The sequence below is a fragment of the Delftia tsuruhatensis NBRC 16741 genome, assembly GCF_001571325.1.
Lineage (GTDB): Bacteria > Pseudomonadota > Gammaproteobacteria > Burkholderiales > Burkholderiaceae_C > Comamonas > Comamonas tsuruhatensis.
In genome coordinates this window covers 62291-79372 of sequence record NZ_BCTO01000026.1, presented here as the reverse complement: position 1 = coordinate 79372, position 17082 = coordinate 62291, and the positions used below count along the sequence as shown (strand labels likewise).

Sequence of the window (17082 nt, the reverse complement as noted above, 5' to 3'; positions counted from 1 at the left end):
GCCATTTTTTGCAGCGCCCGCATTCCCACGTCCCCGGGCCGTGGCCGGCCGCTGCCGGGAAGACCAGTGATGAGAGTGACAACAAAGCAATACCACCAGGACGCCAAGGTGCAGGGGGAGAGGATGAAGCTGCGCCCGCTGCTGCAGCAACTGCTGCTGGCGGGCGTGCTCGGCCCCGCGATGGCAGGGCTGGCCATGGCAGCAGAGCCTGCGGAGGCTGGAGTCGCCGCCGCGCCCGGAACTGCCACCGGCGCCCAGGCGGATGCCCCGCGCAGCGACACGCCTGTGCTCAATGAGGTGACGGTCAAGGCCAGCGGCCTGGGCCTGACCTCGGCCGATATGTCCACGCCAGCCACGGTGCTGGAAGGCGATGTGCTGACGCTGCGCCAGGCCGCCACGCTGGGCGAGACGCTGGACGGCGAGCCCGGCATCCACGCCAGCCATTTCGGTGCGGGCGCAAGCCGCCCCATCATCCGCGGCATGGACGGCCCGCGCGTGCAGATCCTCAGCGATGGCTCGGAGCTGCATGACGCCTCCACCATCAGCCCCGACCATGCCGTGGCCAGCGAGCCCATGCTGGCCACGCAGATCGAAGTGCTGCGCGGCCCTTCGGCGCTGATCTACGGCGGCGGCGGTGCCATGGGCGGCGTGGTCAACATCCTGGACGACAAGATCCCCACGTCCATTCCCAAGAACGGCATCACGGGCTCGGCCCAGCTGCGCGGCAGCACGGGCGCGGGCGAGACGGCCGGCGCGTTCTCGCTGACGGGCGGCGCGGGCCAGTTGGCCATCCATGCCGAGGGCATGGCGCGCGATGCCGGCGACTACCGCGTGGGCAGCGGCTGGGCGCCCAACGGCCAGTCGCAGGGGCGCGTGGGCGGCAGCTTCAACCGCACGGATACGGGCAGCCTGGGCCTGTCCTGGATCGGCACGCAAGGCTACCTGGGCCTGGCCTACACGCGCCAGACCGCGCGCTATGGCCTGCCGGGCCACAACCACAGCTTCGAGGGCTGCCACACCCATGGCGACCATCTGCACTGCGGCGGCCATGACCACGGCGACGAGGACGGACATGACCATGGCGACGAAGAACACGATCACGACCATGGCAGCGTGCCGGTGGTCGACCTCAACAGCGAGCGCTGGGATCTGCGCGGCGAATGGCGCAATCCGACGGCAGGCATTGCGGCGTTGCGCGTGCGCGGCGGCTGGACCGACTACCGCCATGACGAGATCGAGGACGGCCAGGTCTCGACCACCTTCAAGAACCGCGCCCATGACCTGCGCGTGGAGGCCGAGCTGGAGCCCATCGCCGGCTGGCGCGGCGTCATCGGCCTGCAGACCGTGCAGCGCAAGTTCAGCGCCGAGGGGGAGGAGGCCTATGTGCAGCCCACCGAAACCCGCCGCAACAGCATCTACCTGCTGGAGGAATACCGCTGGCAGGACTGGCGCTGGCAGGCTGCGCTGCGCCATGAGCGCCAGACCGTGGATGCCCAGCAAAGCGGCATCTCGCGCAGCCACAGCGGCACATCGTTCTCGCTGGGCTCGGTGTGGAAGTTCACCCCGGGCTACAGCCTGTCGGCCTCGCTGACGCAGGGCAACCGCCTGCCCACGGCCGAGGAGCTGTACGCCAACGGCCTGCATATGGCGACTTCCACCTACGAGCGCGGCAATGCCGACCTCAAGCGCGAACGCTCGCAGGCGCTGGACATAGGCCTGCGCAAGACCTCGGGGGATACCACGTTCAGCGTCAATGCCTTCCACCATCGCGTCAAGGGCTACATCTACGGCGCCACGCTGGACGAGCATGACGGCCTGCAACTGCTGCAATACACCCAGGCCGACGCACGCTTCACCGGCGTGGAGGGCCAGGTGCGCCAGAAGCTGTCGCGCCAGTGGGGCGTGACCCTGTTCGGTGACGCCGTGCGTGCGCGGCTGGAAGACGGCTCCGCCTTGCCGCGCATTCCCGCGGCGCGCGTAGGCCTGCGCGTGGACACCTTCTACAAGGGCTGGGATGCCCAGGCCGAGTGGGTGCAGGTGCTGCGCCAGAACCGCGTCACCGCCTACGAGACCGAGACGGACGGCTACGGCATGCTCAACCTCTCGGCCAGTTACACGCTGCGCACCTCGGGTGGCACGCCCTGGCAGTTCTTCATCAAGGGCAACAACCTGACCAACCGCCTGGCCTTCGCCCACACATCGTTCATCAAGAACGCTGCGCCGCTGATGGGGCGCAATATCACCGTGGGCGTCAAGGTGTCGTTCTAAGGCGGGTTGCCCGCGCTGCGCTCCCGCGCCGTCTGCTACAGGTAATGCTGCAGATGGCGCAGGGCGCGTGCGCTGTCGACGCCTATCCACTGCACCACTTCGGTCTCGGCACGGCCCGCGCGCAACCACTGCACGATGGCCGTGTTGCGCAGCACCTGCGGCCCGACCCGGTGCAGCGGCGCCTTCTGGGCAGAAGCGGGTTGGGCCGCATGGGCACGCTGTATCAGCTGCGAGGCCACATGGAACAGCACGCGCACCGACAGCGGCTGCCCCTCGCGCGAGTAAAAGACCGGGGCGTCGGGCTGAACGGCCTCGGGTCCGCGCTGGCCGGCGCTGAAGCCTTTCCAGTCCTGCAGCGCCTTCACCACCGTTTCCGACAGATCCAGCGTGCGCTGCTGCGCGGCGCGTGCGCCATCGATATGCAATTGACAGGGGAGGCCATCGCCTGGTCCTGCGCATTGCACATCGCGCCAGCACAGGCCGCGCACCTCCTCGGGCGCCAGCGCCAGTTCGTACAGCAGCAGCAAGATGGCGCGGTCGCGCGCCGACTGAAAGCCGTCGGCCATCGGTATGTGGCGGGGCAGGGCATTCCACAGCGGCGCGGGAAGGCAATGGCCCTGGCCGTCTTCGGCAGGGGGGCGCTCCTGCGGCGCCAGCCCTGCGGCGGGATTGGCGCTGACCCAGCCGTGGTCCAGCGCATGGTCGTAGATGCGTTCCAGCAGGCGCCAGTAGCGCCTGCGTGTGACCTCGCTGATGCGGCGGCCGGGCTGGTGGCCCGACAACTGGCCTTCGCGCGGGCGCAGGAAATTCTGGACATCCACGGCGGTGGCCTGCTGCCAGGCGCGGGCCTTTGCGTTGACTTTGCCTTTCGGCGTGGTGGGGGAGAGGGAACTTTCTCTGGCGGGCATGCCCGCATCGCCCAGGCTGCGCAGCCAGGCACGCCATACCTTTTCGTAGCCGCTGTCGGGCGCCGTGTCCAGGGCATCCCAGCCCTTGGCGCCCTCGGTTTCCAGCCAATGCCGGAACAGGGCCAGTCCGTCGGGGACAGTGGACGGCGGCTTGCCGGCAGCGGGTGCCTGGGATGGTGATGAAGTCATGGACGTCTAGAGCAAAACGAATCAACCAATAGGGATGATCAATGTAACTTACATGAAGTTGAGTGGCAACCTTGTTATCGGCTGATGAATGTCAGTGGCGACAAGTCGCCAGAAAAGGGGGCTGTTCGGCATGAATCTGAGCCTTGGCACGTCCGTGGAGGCTGGCCGGGCCTTCGAGGCCCGGGACGACGCCTGAACGAGGCAGGGCCGGGTCTGCGGCGCATAATCTGCGCGCGCCGCAAGCCTGCGCAGGCGCAGCTTCCCGGTCCTGCTTCAGTGAACTCTCCCGTCTTTGCCTCCCTCATCCCTGTCATTCTTTGCATAGGCGCAGGCTTTCTTGCCGCCCGGCTGGCCTGGGTGCGTGCCACCGCCATCAAGGATTTGTCCAACCTTGTGTTTCTGGTGCTTACGCCGGCGCTGTTGTTTCGCACCATGGGTGCGGTGCGGGTACAGGAGCTGGACTTTCAGCCCGTGGCCCTGTATTTCCTGGCGACTGCTCTGATCTTCGTGGTGTCCATGGTGCTGGGCGGCTTTTCCACGCGCTCGGCCGCGCGGGGGCTGGCCAATATGTTCAGCAACACCGTCATGATCGGCGTGCCGCTGGTGGGGCTGGTCTACGGGGAGGAAGGGCTGTCACGTTGTTCACCCTGGTCTCGCTGCATGCGCTGATCCTGCTGACCGCAGCCACCATCGTGTTCGAGCTGGCCGAGGCCCACGAACGCCAGCGCTGCGGCCAAAGCGCACCGCGCCCCATGTGGCGCACGGTGCTGCAGGCCGTGCGCAACGGCATCGTGCATCCTGTGCCGCTGCCCATACTCGCTGGCTTGCTGTTCGCTCAGACTGGGCTGGTGCTGCCCGAAGCGGTGGACCGGTCCCTGCAGGTCCTGGGCCAGGCGCTGGGCCCCATGGCGCTGCTGTTGGTCGGCGTGACACTGGCCTACACCAGGGTGGGCCAGAACTTGCGAGAGGCTGCTGGCATCGCGCTGGTCAAGAACCTGGTGCATCCGCTGCTGCTGCTTGCGCTGGCCTGGGCCTTCGGTCTGGGCGGCCTGCCGGTGGTCGTGATGTTCACGGCGGCTGCATTGCCCGTGGGGGCCAACGTGTTCCTGTTCACGCAGCGCTATGGCGTGATGCAGGAGGAGGTGTCCGCCAGCATCGCGGTGTCCACTGCGCTGGCCTTGCTTACCGTGCCGCTGATGCTGTGGCTGGCCCAGCGCCTGCCGGGCTGATGGGTTTCAGCAGCGCCAGCAATCGAGGGGATCAGGGCGCCAGGCGCTGGCGCAGCCAGGTTCCAGCTTCAAGCTGGTAGCAAAGGCGGTCGTGCAGCCGGCTCTTGCGGCCTTGCCAGAATTCCCAGCGCTCGGGCACCAGCCTGAATCCGCCCCAATGTGGCGGGCGTGGCGGGTTCAGCAGGAACTGCGCGCCGTACTTGGCTGCATTGGCCACCAGCACGCTGCGCCCGCTGATGACCTGGCTTTGCGGGCTGGCCCAGGCGCCAATGCGAGAGTCCAGCGGGCGGCTGTTGAAGTAGGCGTCGCTTTCGGCCTCGCTGACCTTTTCCACCCGACCTTCGATGCGCACCACGCGCTCCAGCTCCACCCAGTGGAACTGCAGCGCGGCAAAGGGGTTGCCCGCCAGTTGCTGGCCCTTGCGGCTGTCGTAGTTCGTGTACCAGACTAGGCCGCGCTCGTCATAGCCCTTGATGAGCACGATGCGCGTGCTGGGCCGCAGGTCGCCGCCCACGGTGGCCAGCGTCATGGCATTGGGCTCGGGCACCTGGGCGCTCAGGGCTTCCTGCAGCCATTGGTCAAACTGCTGCAGCGGATCGGCCAGGGAGGCCGATTCGCTCAGTTCCGCGCGCTCGTAGCTTTTGCGCAGATCGGCGATCGAGGTGGAAATGCTGCTCATGGCCTGCATTGTGCCTGCGCCCGACCTCCCATTTGCTGCGCTAGAGTTGCGCATGCTCAGAGACTTCAAAGGCCGCCCCTGCGTGATCATCCTCGCCTCGGGCCGTGGCGAGCGTTTCCGCGCGTCGGGCGGCGCCATGCACAAGCTCGCCGCGCCGCTGGGCGGCAGCACCGTGCTGGAACACACACTGGCCGCCGTCCGCGCCAGCGGCCTGCCCTGGCATCTGGAAGATGCGGGCCACCCCGGAATGGGCGATTCGCTGTCTGCGGCCGTGCGTGCCACAGCCGATGCGCCAGGCTGGCTGGTCTTGCCGGCCGATCTGCCGCTGGTGAGTCCACAGACCTTGCTGAAAGTGGCCGATGCATTGCATGCGGGGGCCCGAGCCGCCCAGCCTGTCCATCAAGGCGCGCGTGGACATCCCGTGGGTTTCGGCGCCGCATGCGGCGCGGCGCTCATGGCGTTGAGCGGAGAGAAGGGCGGGGCGCCTGTGCTGAAGGCGCTGCGCGAAGCCGGACATGTGGTTCAGGTCGATGTGGACGATGCTGGTGTGCTCACCGACATCGATACGCTGGACGATCTGGCGCGCGCTGAGGTGTTGCTGCAGAACCGGCCTGAAGTGGGCTGAATTCAGGCTTCGCCGTCTGCCGTAGCGGGGCCGCCTTCGGTCGCTGGGTCGGCTTGGCTGCCTTGGCAATAACCGCGCAGTTTGAGCAAGGCCCGATACATCACCTCCCGTTCCTCCTGCGTCAGCGCTAGCAGAGCAGCGGCCTGGTGTTGTCGGGCCACGGGCATCACCTCGTCATGCAACTGCCGGCCCGCAGGCGTGATGGAGCACAGGATCTTCTTGCGTGGAGTGGAGCCTTGCGCCAGCAGGGCCACCAGGCCGCGTTCCTCGAGCAGCCGCAGCGCCCGGCTCACCAGGGCCTTGTCCGAAGTGGATTGCACCACCAGCGCGCTGAACGGCAACTCGCCTGCATGCGCGACAAGGGCCAACAGCCGCCACTCCGAAACCGTCAAGCCCGCCGTATCGGCATAGGGCACGGTGATGGTGCGCCGCAGCGCATTGCCCACCTGGCTCATCAGCGTGGTCAGAAAGGCATCGACGGTCAGGCTGCTGCCTGCCTCGTCAAGGTGGGTCCAGGGATTGCCTGCGGGCGTGCTGGGCACAGGGAGAGGAGAAGGTGGGATGGACATGTTCCCATCAATTGTTTCACAGGCTGCCTGACGTTTGTCTTGTGGAATTTCTTTGGAGAAATCAATAGAGGTCAATCAGTGTTTTCAGTAAGTTGATTCATCAACTTGCCGGAGAAAATCGTCATTGATTCTTTTGAGGATCAATGTTTCATGGATGAATCGTATGAATTCATCCCATAGCCAGCCCCAGCTGCCATGCCCGTATCTGACCGATGCATGTCCGCGCTTTCAAAGGAGCCAGTGATGACCCCCCATCGTCGGCAAGGCCTGACCATTGCAGCATTGGCTTTTGCCACCGCTGTCTGTGGTCCGGCATTTGCACAGGACTACCCCGCCAGGCCGATCACCGTGGTGGTCGCCTATCCCGCAGGTGGTGACACGGACGCCATGGCGCGCCTGTTCGCCGAAAAGCTCACGGTGCGTCTGCGCCAGCCCGTGGTGGTGGACAACCGGCCCGGGGCGGGCGGCACCGTGGGCAACAACCTGGTTGCGCGGGCCGTGCCCGATGGCTACACGCTACTGTTCACGCCCAACCCCTTCACCATCGCCCCCATGGTGATGAGGCTCCCTACTGCCGCGACCTATGACCCCTTGAAAGGTTTCACCCCCGTGGTGCAGACCGCCAGCCAGGCCGTGCTGCTCGTGGCCCATCCCTCCACGGGATTCAAAAGCGTGGCCGACATGGTGGCTGCGGCCAAGGCCGGCAAGACGCTCAGCTACGCCAGTCCCGGCGCAGGCTCGCCCATGCACATAGGTGCCGAGTGGCTGAACCGCGCTGCCGGAGTGAGCATTCAGCATGTGCCCTATCGCGGCGTGGCACCGGCCGTCAACGATGTGGCAGCGGGTCATGTGGGGCTGGCCTACGTCACGCTGGGGCCGGTGGCCCAGTACATCCAGGCGGGCAAGCTGCGCGCGCTGGCCGTGACCGACCCGAAGCGTTCGCCCCTGCTGCCCGATGTGCCTTCGCTGGCGGAACTGGGCTACAGGGACATAGCCGCAGGTGCCTGGAATGGCTTCTTCGCGCCCAAGGGCACGCCGACCCCCGTGGTGCAGACCTTGAACACCCATCTCAACGAGATCCTCAGGATGCCGGAGGTGGCGGCAAAGATGGCCACCTTCGGTGCCGTGCCCGTGGGCGGGTCGCCGCAGGTGCTGGCCGATGTCAACGCTGCCGACTACGAGCGCCTGGGCAAGGTGATCCGCGAACTCGGCATCACCGCTGAATGACATGAATACCTCGAATTCCACGCTGGGCCGCGAGACGGCCCAGGTCACGGCGCTGTCCAAGGTACTAGGTCGTGCCCAGTACGCGGGCGACCTCAAGCTGCCGGGCATGCTGCATGCCAAGCTGTTGCGCAGCCCCTATCCGCATGCGCGCATCGTGCGCATCGACATTGCTGCAGCGCGTGCGCTGCCCGGTGTGAAAGCCGTGCTGACCGGGGCAGATGCACCGCGCACGCCCTGGGGCGTGAGCCACAAGGAGCGGCGCATCCTGGCCGACGGCCTGGTGCGCTTTGCGGGGGAAGAGGTGGCAGCCGTGGCTGCCGCCACAGAAGAGATCGCCCGCGATGCGCTGGACCTGATCGAGGTCGAGTACGAAGAACTGCCCGCCATCCTGTCGCCCGAGGAAGCCCTGGATGAAGAAGCGCCCGGCGTTCATCCGGGCCGGGGCAACATCGCCCACGAGATCCGCTTCGAGCGCGGCGATGCCGATGCCGGATTCGCCGCAGCTGATCTGGTTCACGAAGCCACGTACACCACGCATGCGCAGTACCCGGGCTACCTGGAACCCATGGCCACCCTGGCCTCCATCGACGCCGATGGCCGCCTGTTGGTACAGACCTCCACGCAGTCGGTTTTCCTGGCGCGTGCCCGGCTGGCGGCGGCGCTGGAGCTGCCGGTGTCCGCCATCCGCGTGGTGCAGGCCACCACGGGCGGCGGCTTTGGCGGCAAGATCGTCGAGGACGACAACCAGCTCGTGGCGGGCCTGCTGGCCCTGCGCACCGGGCGGCCCGTGCGCCTGGTCAACAACCGGCTGGAGGACTTCCTGGCCTGCTGCTCCAGCGTCCCCGAGCGCATCACGCTCAAGCTGGGCATGGCGCGTGATGGCCGCATCCTCGCCAAGCAGGTGCACATCGTTGCCGAGTGCGGTGCCTATGCGGGTCTGTCGGCCGAGGTCATGCACGTCAGTGCCATGCGCAGCGACAACATGCACAGGCAGGGCAACGTCCGATCGCACGCCACCCTGGTCTATACCAACAACCCGCCGCACGGCGCGTTCCGCGGCTTTGGCGGTACGCAGATGCTGTTCGCGCTCAACAGCCACATCCACATCATGGCCGAGCAGCTGGGGCTGGATCCGGCCGAAGTCCACAAGCTCAATGCAGTGCAAGCCGGCGACGTGACAGTGCATGGCTGGAAGATCGGCAGCGCCGGCCTCAAGGAGTGCATAGACCAGGCCACCGATGCCATCGACTGGCGCGGCAAGCGCGCCCGCCCCCGCCAGGCCCTTGGCGCCCGCCGCAGGGGCGTGGGCATGGCTGCGGCCATGCATGTCAGCGGCAACCGCACCATGGGCAACTGGGACGGCTCCACCGTGGTGGTGCGCATCCATGAGGATGGCCAGGTGCTTGTGCTCAGTGGCGAGTGCGACATGGGCCAGGGCGCGGCCACCATGCTCAGCCAGATCGTCGCCCATGAACTCACGCTGCCGTTGTCGCAGGTCCGCGTGGCCGCACCCGACACGGACAGCACGCCCTTCGCCATAGGCTCGCTGGCCTCGCGCGTGACCATGGCTGCAGGCAATGCCGCCATAGGTGCCGCGCAGGCGGCCCGCAGCAAGCTGCTGGCCCTGGCCGCCGTCGTGCTGGAGGCGCAGGTCGACGACCTGGAGCTGGCCGATGGTCAGGTGCGCGTGCGCGGCACCGACCGTGCGGCAGGCATGGCCGAGCTCGCACGCCAGCACATCTGGCGCCATGGCGGCGAGGGCATACAGGTCAGCCACACCTGGGATGCCCAGACGCAGATGCACGACGCCCAGCTGCACGGCAACATCGCGCCGGCCTATTCCTTCGCGGCCCAGGCAGTGGAGGTCGAGGTCGATACGGAAACCGGCCAGGTCCTGGTGCTTGACAGCTATGTGGCCGACGACTGCGGCAAGGCGCTGAACCCCGTCGCCATCCATGGGCAGACCAACGGGGCCACCGTCCAGGCCATGGGCTGGGCCCTTTACGAGCAACTGCACCTGGAAGGCGGGCGCCTGGCCAACGGCAACTTCGCCGACTACACCATGCCAACGGCCGACGCCGTGCCCTTGCTGCGCGGCGGCTTTGTCGAGTCCAACGACCCCAACGGCCCCTATGGCGCCAAAGGGGCCAGCGAAACCGCCATCCTGCCGGGAGCGCCTGCCATCGCCAACGCCGTGTACGACGCCATCGGCGTGCGCATATGCGATCTGCCGATCACGCCCGAAAAAATCCTGGCGGCGCTGCGCGCACGCGCCGAGGAGGGCCGTCATGCATGACTTCGACTTCCTGGAGCCCACCTCGGTGGCGGAGGCCAGCCGGTTGCTGGCCGAACTGGGCGAGGACTGCCGCGTGATCGCCGGCGGCACGGCCTTGATGCTGGGCATGCGCCAGCGCATGCTCGCGCCCACGCACCTGGTCTCGCTGGCTGGCATCGATGCGTTGCGCGGCCTGGACTTCGACCCGGTGCGTGGCCTGCGTATCGGCGCCCTGGTGCGCCATGCCGAACTGGCGGCCTCGCCGCTGGTGTCGCATCACTACCCTGTCCTGGCCGGCATGGCGCAGCACATGGCCAACCCGCAGGTGCGCAATCAGGGCACGGTGGGCGGCAATCTCTGCTATGCCGACCCCTCCACCGACCCGCCCGGCTGCCTGATGGCATTGGGCGCCCAGATCGTGCTGGCCAGCGCAAGAGGCGAGCGCCTGTTGGACATCGAGGACTTCCTGGTCGACTACTACGCCACGGCGCTGGAAGGCGACGAGATCGTCAGCGAGATCCGCGTGCCGCCCATGGGGCAAGGAGACGACCGGCGCAGCGGTGTGTACACGCGCTTTCTGCGCACAGCGGCCGAACACCGGCCGCTGGCCAGCGTGGCCCTGGTGGCGCACACCGCCGGGGGCATCTGCCGCGACGCGCGTCTCGTCGTGGGCGCCTCTACGCCCATACCCGTGCGCCAGCGGCGCGCCGAGGGCTTTCTTGAAGGCCGTGCCCTCACCTGGGCCTTGGCGGCCGAGGCGGGTGACATCGTCGCGGCCGACATCACACCGGTTTCGGACCTGCGCGGCTCGGCGGATTTCCGCCGAGAAATGGTGCGCGTCAACGTGCGGCGCACCGTGGCCGAACTGTTTGGCCTGGACCTGGCACTGGAACAAGGAGAGCTGGCATGAGCCGACATCGCATCGAATGCACCGTCAACGGCGAGCCCTGCAGCGTGGACGTGCCTGCGCGCCGGCTGCTGTCGGATTTTCTGCGTGATGACCTGCACCTGACGGGCACCAAGCGCGGCTGCGAGACGGGCGTGTGCGGCGCCTGCTCGGTGCTGCTGGATGGCGAAGTGGTGAAGTCCTGCCTGCTGCTGGCCGTGCAGGTCCAGGGCCGCGCGCTCACCACCATCGAAGGCCTGGCCGACCGTATTGCTGGGGGTGCGGGCGCAGACCCGTCACAACGCCTGCACCCGCTGCAGCAAAGCTTCATGCAATGCGGCGGCCTGCAGTGCGGCTACTGCACACCGGGCTTCATCATGGCCGCCTGCGATCTGCTGGGGCGCAACCCCCTTCCCGGCGCGGACGAAGTTCGCCATGGCCTCAACGGCAACCTGTGCCGTTGCACGGGCTACACCCAGATCGTGGAATCGGTCCTTGTGGCCGCGGAGAAAATGCATGGAAATTGAGAAAACCCTGACTGTTTCGGCCTCGCGAGAGCGGGTATGGGCCTTGTTGCTCGATCCCCAGGTCATGGGAGGTGCCGTGCCGGGCATGCAGTCCATCGAAGTGGTCAGCCCCACCGAATACGTGGCGGTGATGCACCAGAAGATCTCCTTCATCAGCGCCAGATTCAAGCTGCGCACACGCATCGTCGAGCAACGCGCTCCCGAGTATCTGCGCGTGGAAGGAACGGGAGAAGACACCTCGGTGGCCAGCTCGCTCAAGCAGCGCAGTGAAATCTTCCTGAGCGCCACGCCGGATGGAGGCACCGAACTGCGCATCAAGATCGACGTGGACCTGCTGGGCCGTCTGGGCGCCTTCGGCCTGAGCGTGATGAAGACCAAGGCCGACCGAATATGGGAGGAGTTCGGTAACAATCTGGCCGCGCGGCTCGAAGGCGGGGGAGGGGAGCCCGCTGCGGGCAAGGCGACCATGCAGGCGCCTGCACCTGTCGCGCCCGCGCCGGCCTCCGAGCCAGCCAGGGAAACGGTGGTGCAAGCCCGGAATTCGCCAGCACCAGCGCCAGCTTCGGAGCTCTCCTCCACGGCCCAAGACCTGCGGGGCCGTGGCTGGTGGGGGCGGCTAATCGGCAGCTTGAGCGGTGAGGGCAGCGCGGGCGCTGCCGACACCATTCATGTCGAGCTGCGCCGTGGCGATACCACGGTCAGCGTCCAATGGCCGGGCGCGCGCGCCGAGCAGTGCGCGGCGTGGCTGCGCGACTGCCTGCGCTGAACGCAGACCCGGCCGAGCACATCATCCGCGCGTGATCACCGCACAGGCCAGGCGCGCCCCGGAATTGCCGGTGGGCTGCGTGGTGTAGTCGTCAGGGTCCTTGTGCACGATCAGGCCGCGGCCCACCACGCTGTTGGGACTCTGATCCAGTGCCAGGCCGCGCGAAACGAAATCTATGCTGGCCATGCCTTGCGCGTCGGACCGCAGGCTGGGCAGATCCCCTGCGTGGTGGACAGCGGATTCGAACCGGCCATGGGCGTGGCCGGTGGGGTTGAAATGGCCGCCCGCGCTCAGGCCATCAGGGCTGGAGCAATCGCCTTTCTCATGGACATGAAAGCCATGCTCGCTGTTGGGCGCCAGCCCCTGAACCGAGCCCTGAACGCGCACGCTGCCATCGGCCTGGGCAGTGAACTGCAGGCTGCCGCTGACCTTGCTGCCTTGCGTGGGCTGCAGCTGGGCCATGGCCACGTTGCGGGCGGCAGGGGCTGCGGTGACGGCTGCCGGGGTGGACGCTGCGGCTGTGGCAGGAGGCTTGGCCTGGCTGCCGCAGGCCCCAAGGGCCAGCACCATGCCGGCTGCCATCAGCAGCTTCACGGCGGTGGACGGGGTGGAGGGGGAAGCGTTCAAACGCATGGTGGCAATCTCCTGGTTGATATCCGTGCTGGAAAAGTTGTGAGGCGCATTGCGCGCAGCCGCCATCTTGCAGCGTGCAATACGGTGGATATGTCGGAGAGAGCAGCGTTATGCGCCTGCGCGCATCAGCGTATCAATCGCATCAAAGCGTCAGCGCGCGGCTTGCGCACCCGCTTCAGGCTGGCCCGCGTAGCTGAGCAGGCGCTGCAAGGCACGGTCCCGGATGCCGAGGCGCTTGAGCTCATCGAAGGTTGCGCGCGCATAGTCATGCGTGCTGCCATAGATGCCCTTGGCCTCGCTGAAGATGCGGCGATAGTCTTCGGGCGCCAGCTCGCCCGTGTGATTGGGGCTTTGACGGGACAGCGTGAACGCCAGCGCCTGCACCGTGCCCTGGCCGGTGCGGCAGGGCAGCCAGCGGGGGTCATAGACGGCATTGGCCATCTCGCGCTGCCACAGCTTTCTCATGACGTCATGGCCGTGGTGCCGGGGAATGCGGAACACCATGCCCTGGCAGCTGCCACCGGACAGCATGCCAAAGACCAGACCAGGGTTCTGGGGGGTGCCGCGGTTGATGGTGCTCCACATCTTCAGCGCCCGGTGCCAGCCAAAGACACGGGCCGTGCGGCGTTCGCAGAAATCGAAATCCGGCCGCCAGATCAGCGAGCCGTAGCCAAAGATCCAGAGGTCATCGCTTCCGCCCCATCGGTGCAGCGCCTCGTCCAGCATGGGCTGGGACTCTCGGCGGACAAATGAGAATTCTGGCAGGGAGGACATGGGCGCTGTGGCGTGAAGGAACAATGACGTTTTAACGCCTGTCGGCCCAAACGGTGCACAAGCGCCTGCGTTGCCCTTGCACGGCCGGTCTTTTGTCTCTGCGGCGCCACAGTTCGTGCCGGGTGGCATCACGGGGCTTGGGCGGTGCGCAGGGCCGTTGGCGGCGGCCCTCTACAATCGGCCGGTTTTTCGCAGTCTTTCTGGTTTCCTTCAACAGTTCATTCACGGAGAGTGCTTCATGTCCTTCAGTCAATCCGACGACGACAGCCAACAACGTTTTGCCCTGGGCTTTTTGTTTGCGCTGATTGCGCTCGTCGTCTCCACGGTCGTGGGTGTCGTGGTCTACCAGCGCGGTATTGCGCATGGTCCTGCAAAGACGACAACCGGCGCCACACCTGTGCCGGCGATGGCGCCTGTGGTCCTGGAGGAAGACGTGGCGCGTGTCGTTGTCGAAAACGGCGTGGTCAAGTTCTACTTCGCATCGGCCAAGGCCGAGCTGGCGGCTGGCGCCAATGAAGCGCTGGCCGATGTGGTGGCTGGTGTGCAGGGCGGCAAGCGCGCCGTGATCTCTGGATACCACGACGCCACCGGCAGCGCCGAACTCAACGCCGAACTGGCCAAGAAGCGCGCCCTGGCAGTCCAGGCTGCCCTGTCGGCACTGGGCGTGGCCGAGGAAAAGGTCGAACTCAAGAAGCCCGAACAACTGCAGGCCGATGGCAGCAATGCCCAGGCCCGCCGGGTGGAAGTGATCCTGGTGAATTGAACCGGATCAGCAGTGCGGCTGGCAGCAGCCGCAGCTAAAAACAAAGGCCCGGAGCGATGAACGCTCCGGGCCTTTGTTTTTGGGGCTGCGTGGATCAGGAATTGCGCAGGGGATCGAACTTCTCGCCGCCAGCTGGCTGCATGCCGGCATGGGCGCGTGAGTTCTCCTGTATGAGTTCTATCTTGTAGCCGTCCGGATCCGTCACAAAGGCAATCACCGTGGTGCCGCCCTTGACGGGGCCGGCCTCGCGCGTCACGTTGCCGCCGGACGCCTTGATCTTCTCGCAGGCGGCATAGGCATCAGGCACGCCAATGGCGATATGGCCGTAGGCCGTGCCCATGTCGTAGGACTCCGTACCCCAGTTGTAGGTCAGCTCGATCTCGGCCTGGCCAGGGTTGCCGCCCTCGAAGCCCAGGAAGGCCAGCGAGTACTTGTACTCGGGGTTCTCTGAGGTTCGCAGCAGCTGCATGCCAAGAACCTGTGTGTAGAAATCGATGGAACGCTGGAAATTGCCAACGCGCAGCATGGTGTGAAGGATTCGCATCCACGGATTGTGCCGGGATTTGGCGGTCTCTTCACGCGCTCGGCCATGGGGTGAGGTCGCTTCAGCCCCACCGCGGCATCGGTCGCGGGCTCCTGCCCGGGCGCGTGCATCTCATCCACAGACTCCCGCGTGGTCCGGATGCTTGGCCTGCAACGCATTCAACCACCGATTCAACTATCTGTTGAATTCTAGGAGTGCTACCTAGGACTGACGCCCGAATTCGCAGCAATTGGACCAAAAAATCAGACAAATCTTAGATTTTGAAGTGGAAAAATCAGATTAATCCAATTAAATCCTAGTGCGCCACTGCCTAGAATAGGAATGTTCTTCTTGCTAATTTTTTGAGTCATGAAAAATTTCGTCTTGCGGATACTGATTGCCGATGACCATCCGGCGGTTCTGGCAGGCATAGAAAGTGTTTTGGAGGAAAAAAATGAGATAGAGATTGTGGGTCGAGCGAAAAACTCCACGGAAATCATCAATTTTCTCAGGCAGAACGAATGCGATGTGCTGGTGACTGATTATTCAATGCCCGGCGGAACCTATGGCGACGGCCTGGTCATGCTGAATGTCATCCGGCGACGATTTCCCGGCGTCAAGATCGTGATGCTGACAATGATTGAGAATATTGGGATCATCAAGTCGCTTGCCAATCAGGGGATCTACAGGATAGTCCATAAAACAGATTCTTTGGGGAGCCTGGTGCCGGCGATCTATGCGGCATACACAGATGGTCAATTCATTTCGCCGAGCGCAAGCAAACTGCTTGGCGGCGAATGGCTCGGGGCGGTACGAACATCGATAGAACTGTCAAAGCGTGAAGAGGAAGTTCTGCTGCTTTTCATTTCTGGAATGACAGTGTCTGAAATAGCGAAAAAACTCTATCGCAGCATCAAGACGGTCAGTACGCACAAGGTGGCGGTCATGAATAAACTGGGCATCCGCAAGGACATTGACCTCATTCGCTATGGAATAGAGATGGGATGGATTGATGCCAGAAAATAGTCCCGGTCATGGCAAAAGAATGCTCGTTGCCACAAATGATCCGATGGCCCCATATTGGATACAGCAATGTTGCAAACAGCAAGGAATTTTTCACGGCATTCAATGGATCAGCAATCCGGATGAGCTTCTGGCGGAACTGAAGAAATTCAATGCGGATGCGGCCTTTGTGGATATGGATTTCATCGGCGAAAAGCTGATGAAGTTGCTTAATGATCTGGCACTGTCGAAAGTGGATGTTCCCATCATCCTTGTCAGCAGCTGCGAACCAAGAATATTCCATGCGGTCGCTGACTATGCCCGGAGCCTGGCACTCAACATCGTCTGTGCAATATCTCGCTCCAGAATGGCAAGAGAGGTGCCGGTCAACGGGGATTTCCTGCTGCGTATCCTGGGGCGGACCAAGACGGATGGCCAGCCCAGGACGATCTTGCCGATTCCGAGGGCAAGGTTGACGAACGCTTTGCACAGCGGCGAAATCGTTGCCCATTTTCAACCCTTGCATCATGCAGGCTCGGGCAGGATCATCGGGGCGGAAGCCTTGGCCCGGTGGCCTATTTCGGCCACGGAACTGTTGCCACCTGCTGCGTTCATGAAGGCCATCGGAGACCATGGATTGATGCATGAGCTCACTCTCCAAATGCTCCTGCAGTCCATCTCTTTCATCAAATCGGCAGCACCTTCAGGGCAGTTCATCTGCAGCATCAATGTATCCGCCTCCCTGGCGGCATCCTGGGAGTGGATGGATTCGGCATTGCGCGTGATCAGGGATGCAGGTGTCTCCCCTGAAAATATCGGTTTTGAGGTGACGGAAGATGGGGCGGATGATCTCGAAAAGTCTCTGGGCGGTGTCATTGCGAATTTACGAATGAGTGGCTTTCAGTGCGCAATGGATGACTTTGGCGTGGGCGGCTCGACCCTAGGGCGCCTGCTTAGCGTTCCTTTCAACCAGATCAAGATTGACAAGGCTTTGCTGCATGCTGCAAGAAACCAGGCCCATGCAAAGAGAGTGCTGAGCAAAGCGGTGTCGCTTGCGAAAGATGTTCGGGCACAGGTGGTTGTTGAGGGAGTGGAGGACGTTGATGATCTGGGAATGATCAGGAGTATGGATGCCGATGTCGGCCAGGGATTCTTGTATTCCAGAGCACTTTCCTGCAAAGATTTTATCGACTACATGAGGCGATCATTGGCCTGAGCAATGGCTGTATATCGATGTCC

General features: G+C 64.7%; 16 protein-coding genes and 1 pseudogene. 11 read left to right on the top strand and 6 right to left on the bottom strand.

What is annotated here, in order from left to right:
• The first annotated feature begins 69 nt into the window (after positions 1–69).
• The gene (locus tag DTS01S_RS14085) at positions 70–2268 is read left to right on the top strand and encodes a TonB-dependent receptor domain-containing protein (RefSeq protein ID WP_016451719.1); all 2199 of its coding nucleotides are present in this window, start codon (positions 70–72) and stop codon (positions 2266–2268) included.
• A 35-nt stretch (positions 2269–2303) separates the two neighbouring features.
• Here DTS01S_RS14085 and DTS01S_RS14080 read toward each other — a convergent pair whose 3' ends face one another.
• The gene (locus DTS01S_RS14080; RefSeq protein ID WP_061287917.1) at positions 2304–3365 is read right to left on the bottom strand and encodes a site-specific integrase; all 1062 of its coding nucleotides are present in this window, start codon (positions 3363–3365) and stop codon (positions 2304–2306) included.
• A gap of 276 nt (positions 3366–3641) precedes the next feature.
• On the opposite strand from DTS01S_RS14080, the pseudogene DTS01S_RS14075 reads away from it, so the two are divergent.
• Positions 3642–4594: pseudogene (locus tag DTS01S_RS14075) on the top strand (AEC family transporter).
• Between the two features lie 31 nt (positions 4595–4625).
• On the opposite strand, the gene pdxH reads toward DTS01S_RS14075, so the two are convergent.
• Positions 4626–5273 (bottom strand): pyridoxamine 5'-phosphate oxidase, encoded by a 648-nt coding sequence (gene pdxH, locus DTS01S_RS14070; RefSeq protein ID WP_017405177.1) that lies wholly within the window; start codon positions 5271–5273, stop codon positions 4626–4628.
• Positions 5274–5325: 52 nt separating this feature from the next.
• Here pdxH and DTS01S_RS14065 point away from each other — a divergent pair, with 52 nt between their 5' ends.
• Complete coding sequence (locus DTS01S_RS14065; protein ID WP_061287937.1) at positions 5326–5898, top strand: nucleotidyltransferase family protein; 573 nt, start codon at positions 5326–5328, stop codon at positions 5896–5898.
• A 2-nt stretch (positions 5899–5900) separates the two neighbouring features.
• On the opposite strand, the gene DTS01S_RS14060 is transcribed toward DTS01S_RS14065, so the two are convergent.
• Entirely contained in the window at positions 5901–6467 is a 567-nt protein-coding gene (locus tag DTS01S_RS14060) for a MarR family winged helix-turn-helix transcriptional regulator (RefSeq protein ID WP_013802266.1), read from the bottom strand.
• 243 nt (positions 6468–6710) lie between these two features.
• Here DTS01S_RS14060 and DTS01S_RS14055 point away from each other — a divergent pair, with 243 nt between their 5' ends.
• From DTS01S_RS14055 to DTS01S_RS14035, 5 genes are read left to right on the top strand one after another with little or no spacing between them, the layout of a single operon-like run.
• The gene (locus tag DTS01S_RS14055; protein ID WP_061287916.1) at positions 6711–7694 is read left to right on the top strand and encodes a Bug family tripartite tricarboxylate transporter substrate binding protein; all 984 of its coding nucleotides are present in this window, start codon (positions 6711–6713) and stop codon (positions 7692–7694) included.
• 1 nt (position 7695) lies between these two features.
• Positions 7696–9990, top strand: a complete 2295-nt coding sequence (locus DTS01S_RS14050; RefSeq protein WP_016451724.1) for a xanthine dehydrogenase family protein molybdopterin-binding subunit — start codon at positions 7696–7698, stop codon at positions 9988–9990.
• Positions 9983–10879, top strand: a complete 897-nt coding sequence (locus tag DTS01S_RS14045; protein ID WP_061287915.1) for an FAD binding domain-containing protein — start codon at positions 9983–9985, stop codon at positions 10877–10879. The genes DTS01S_RS14050 and DTS01S_RS14045 overlap by 8 nt, the downstream gene beginning before the upstream one ends.
• Positions 10876–11382, top strand: a complete 507-nt coding sequence (locus tag DTS01S_RS14040) for a (2Fe-2S)-binding protein (RefSeq protein ID WP_016447071.1) — start codon at positions 10876–10878, stop codon at positions 11380–11382. Before DTS01S_RS14045 ends, DTS01S_RS14040 begins: the two co-directional genes overlap by 4 nt.
• A complete protein-coding gene (locus tag DTS01S_RS14035) occupies positions 11372–12148 on the top strand; it encodes a CoxG family protein (protein ID WP_026062333.1) in 777 nt (258 codons plus the stop codon). Before DTS01S_RS14040 ends, DTS01S_RS14035 begins: the two co-directional genes overlap by 11 nt.
• 21 nt (positions 12149–12169) lie before the next feature.
• Here DTS01S_RS14035 and DTS01S_RS14030 read toward each other — a convergent pair whose 3' ends face one another.
• Both DTS01S_RS14030 and DTS01S_RS14025 read right to left on the bottom strand, forming a co-directional pair.
• A complete protein-coding gene (locus tag DTS01S_RS14030) occupies positions 12170–12781 on the bottom strand; it encodes a superoxide dismutase family protein (protein ID WP_061287936.1) in 612 nt (203 codons plus the stop codon).
• A gap of 150 nt (positions 12782–12931) precedes the next feature.
• A complete protein-coding gene (locus DTS01S_RS14025; protein ID WP_174538896.1) occupies positions 12932–13555 on the bottom strand; it encodes a gamma-glutamylcyclotransferase in 624 nt (207 codons plus the stop codon).
• Between the two features lie 238 nt (positions 13556–13793).
• Between DTS01S_RS14025 and DTS01S_RS14020 the strand changes: the two genes are divergently transcribed.
• Positions 13794–14318, top strand: a complete 525-nt coding sequence (locus DTS01S_RS14020; protein ID WP_034369134.1) for an OmpA family protein — start codon at positions 13794–13796, stop codon at positions 14316–14318.
• A 94-nt stretch (positions 14319–14412) separates the two neighbouring features.
• On the opposite strand, the gene gloA is transcribed toward DTS01S_RS14020, so the two are convergent.
• Complete coding sequence (gene gloA, locus DTS01S_RS14015) at positions 14413–14862, bottom strand: lactoylglutathione lyase (RefSeq protein WP_061287914.1); 450 nt, start codon at positions 14860–14862, stop codon at positions 14413–14415.
• 348 nt (positions 14863–15210) lie between these two features.
• Between gloA and DTS01S_RS14010 the strand changes: the two genes are divergently transcribed.
• Positions 15211–15867 (top strand): response regulator transcription factor, encoded by a 657-nt coding sequence (locus tag DTS01S_RS14010; protein WP_016447065.1) that lies wholly within the window; start codon positions 15211–15213, stop codon positions 15865–15867.
• Between the two features lie 19 nt (positions 15868–15886).
• On the top strand, positions 15887–17059 hold the full coding sequence (locus DTS01S_RS14005; protein ID WP_061287913.1) for an EAL domain-containing response regulator: 1173 nt from the start codon (positions 15887–15889) through the stop codon (positions 17057–17059).
• The last annotated feature ends 23 nt before the right edge of the window (positions 17060–17082 follow it).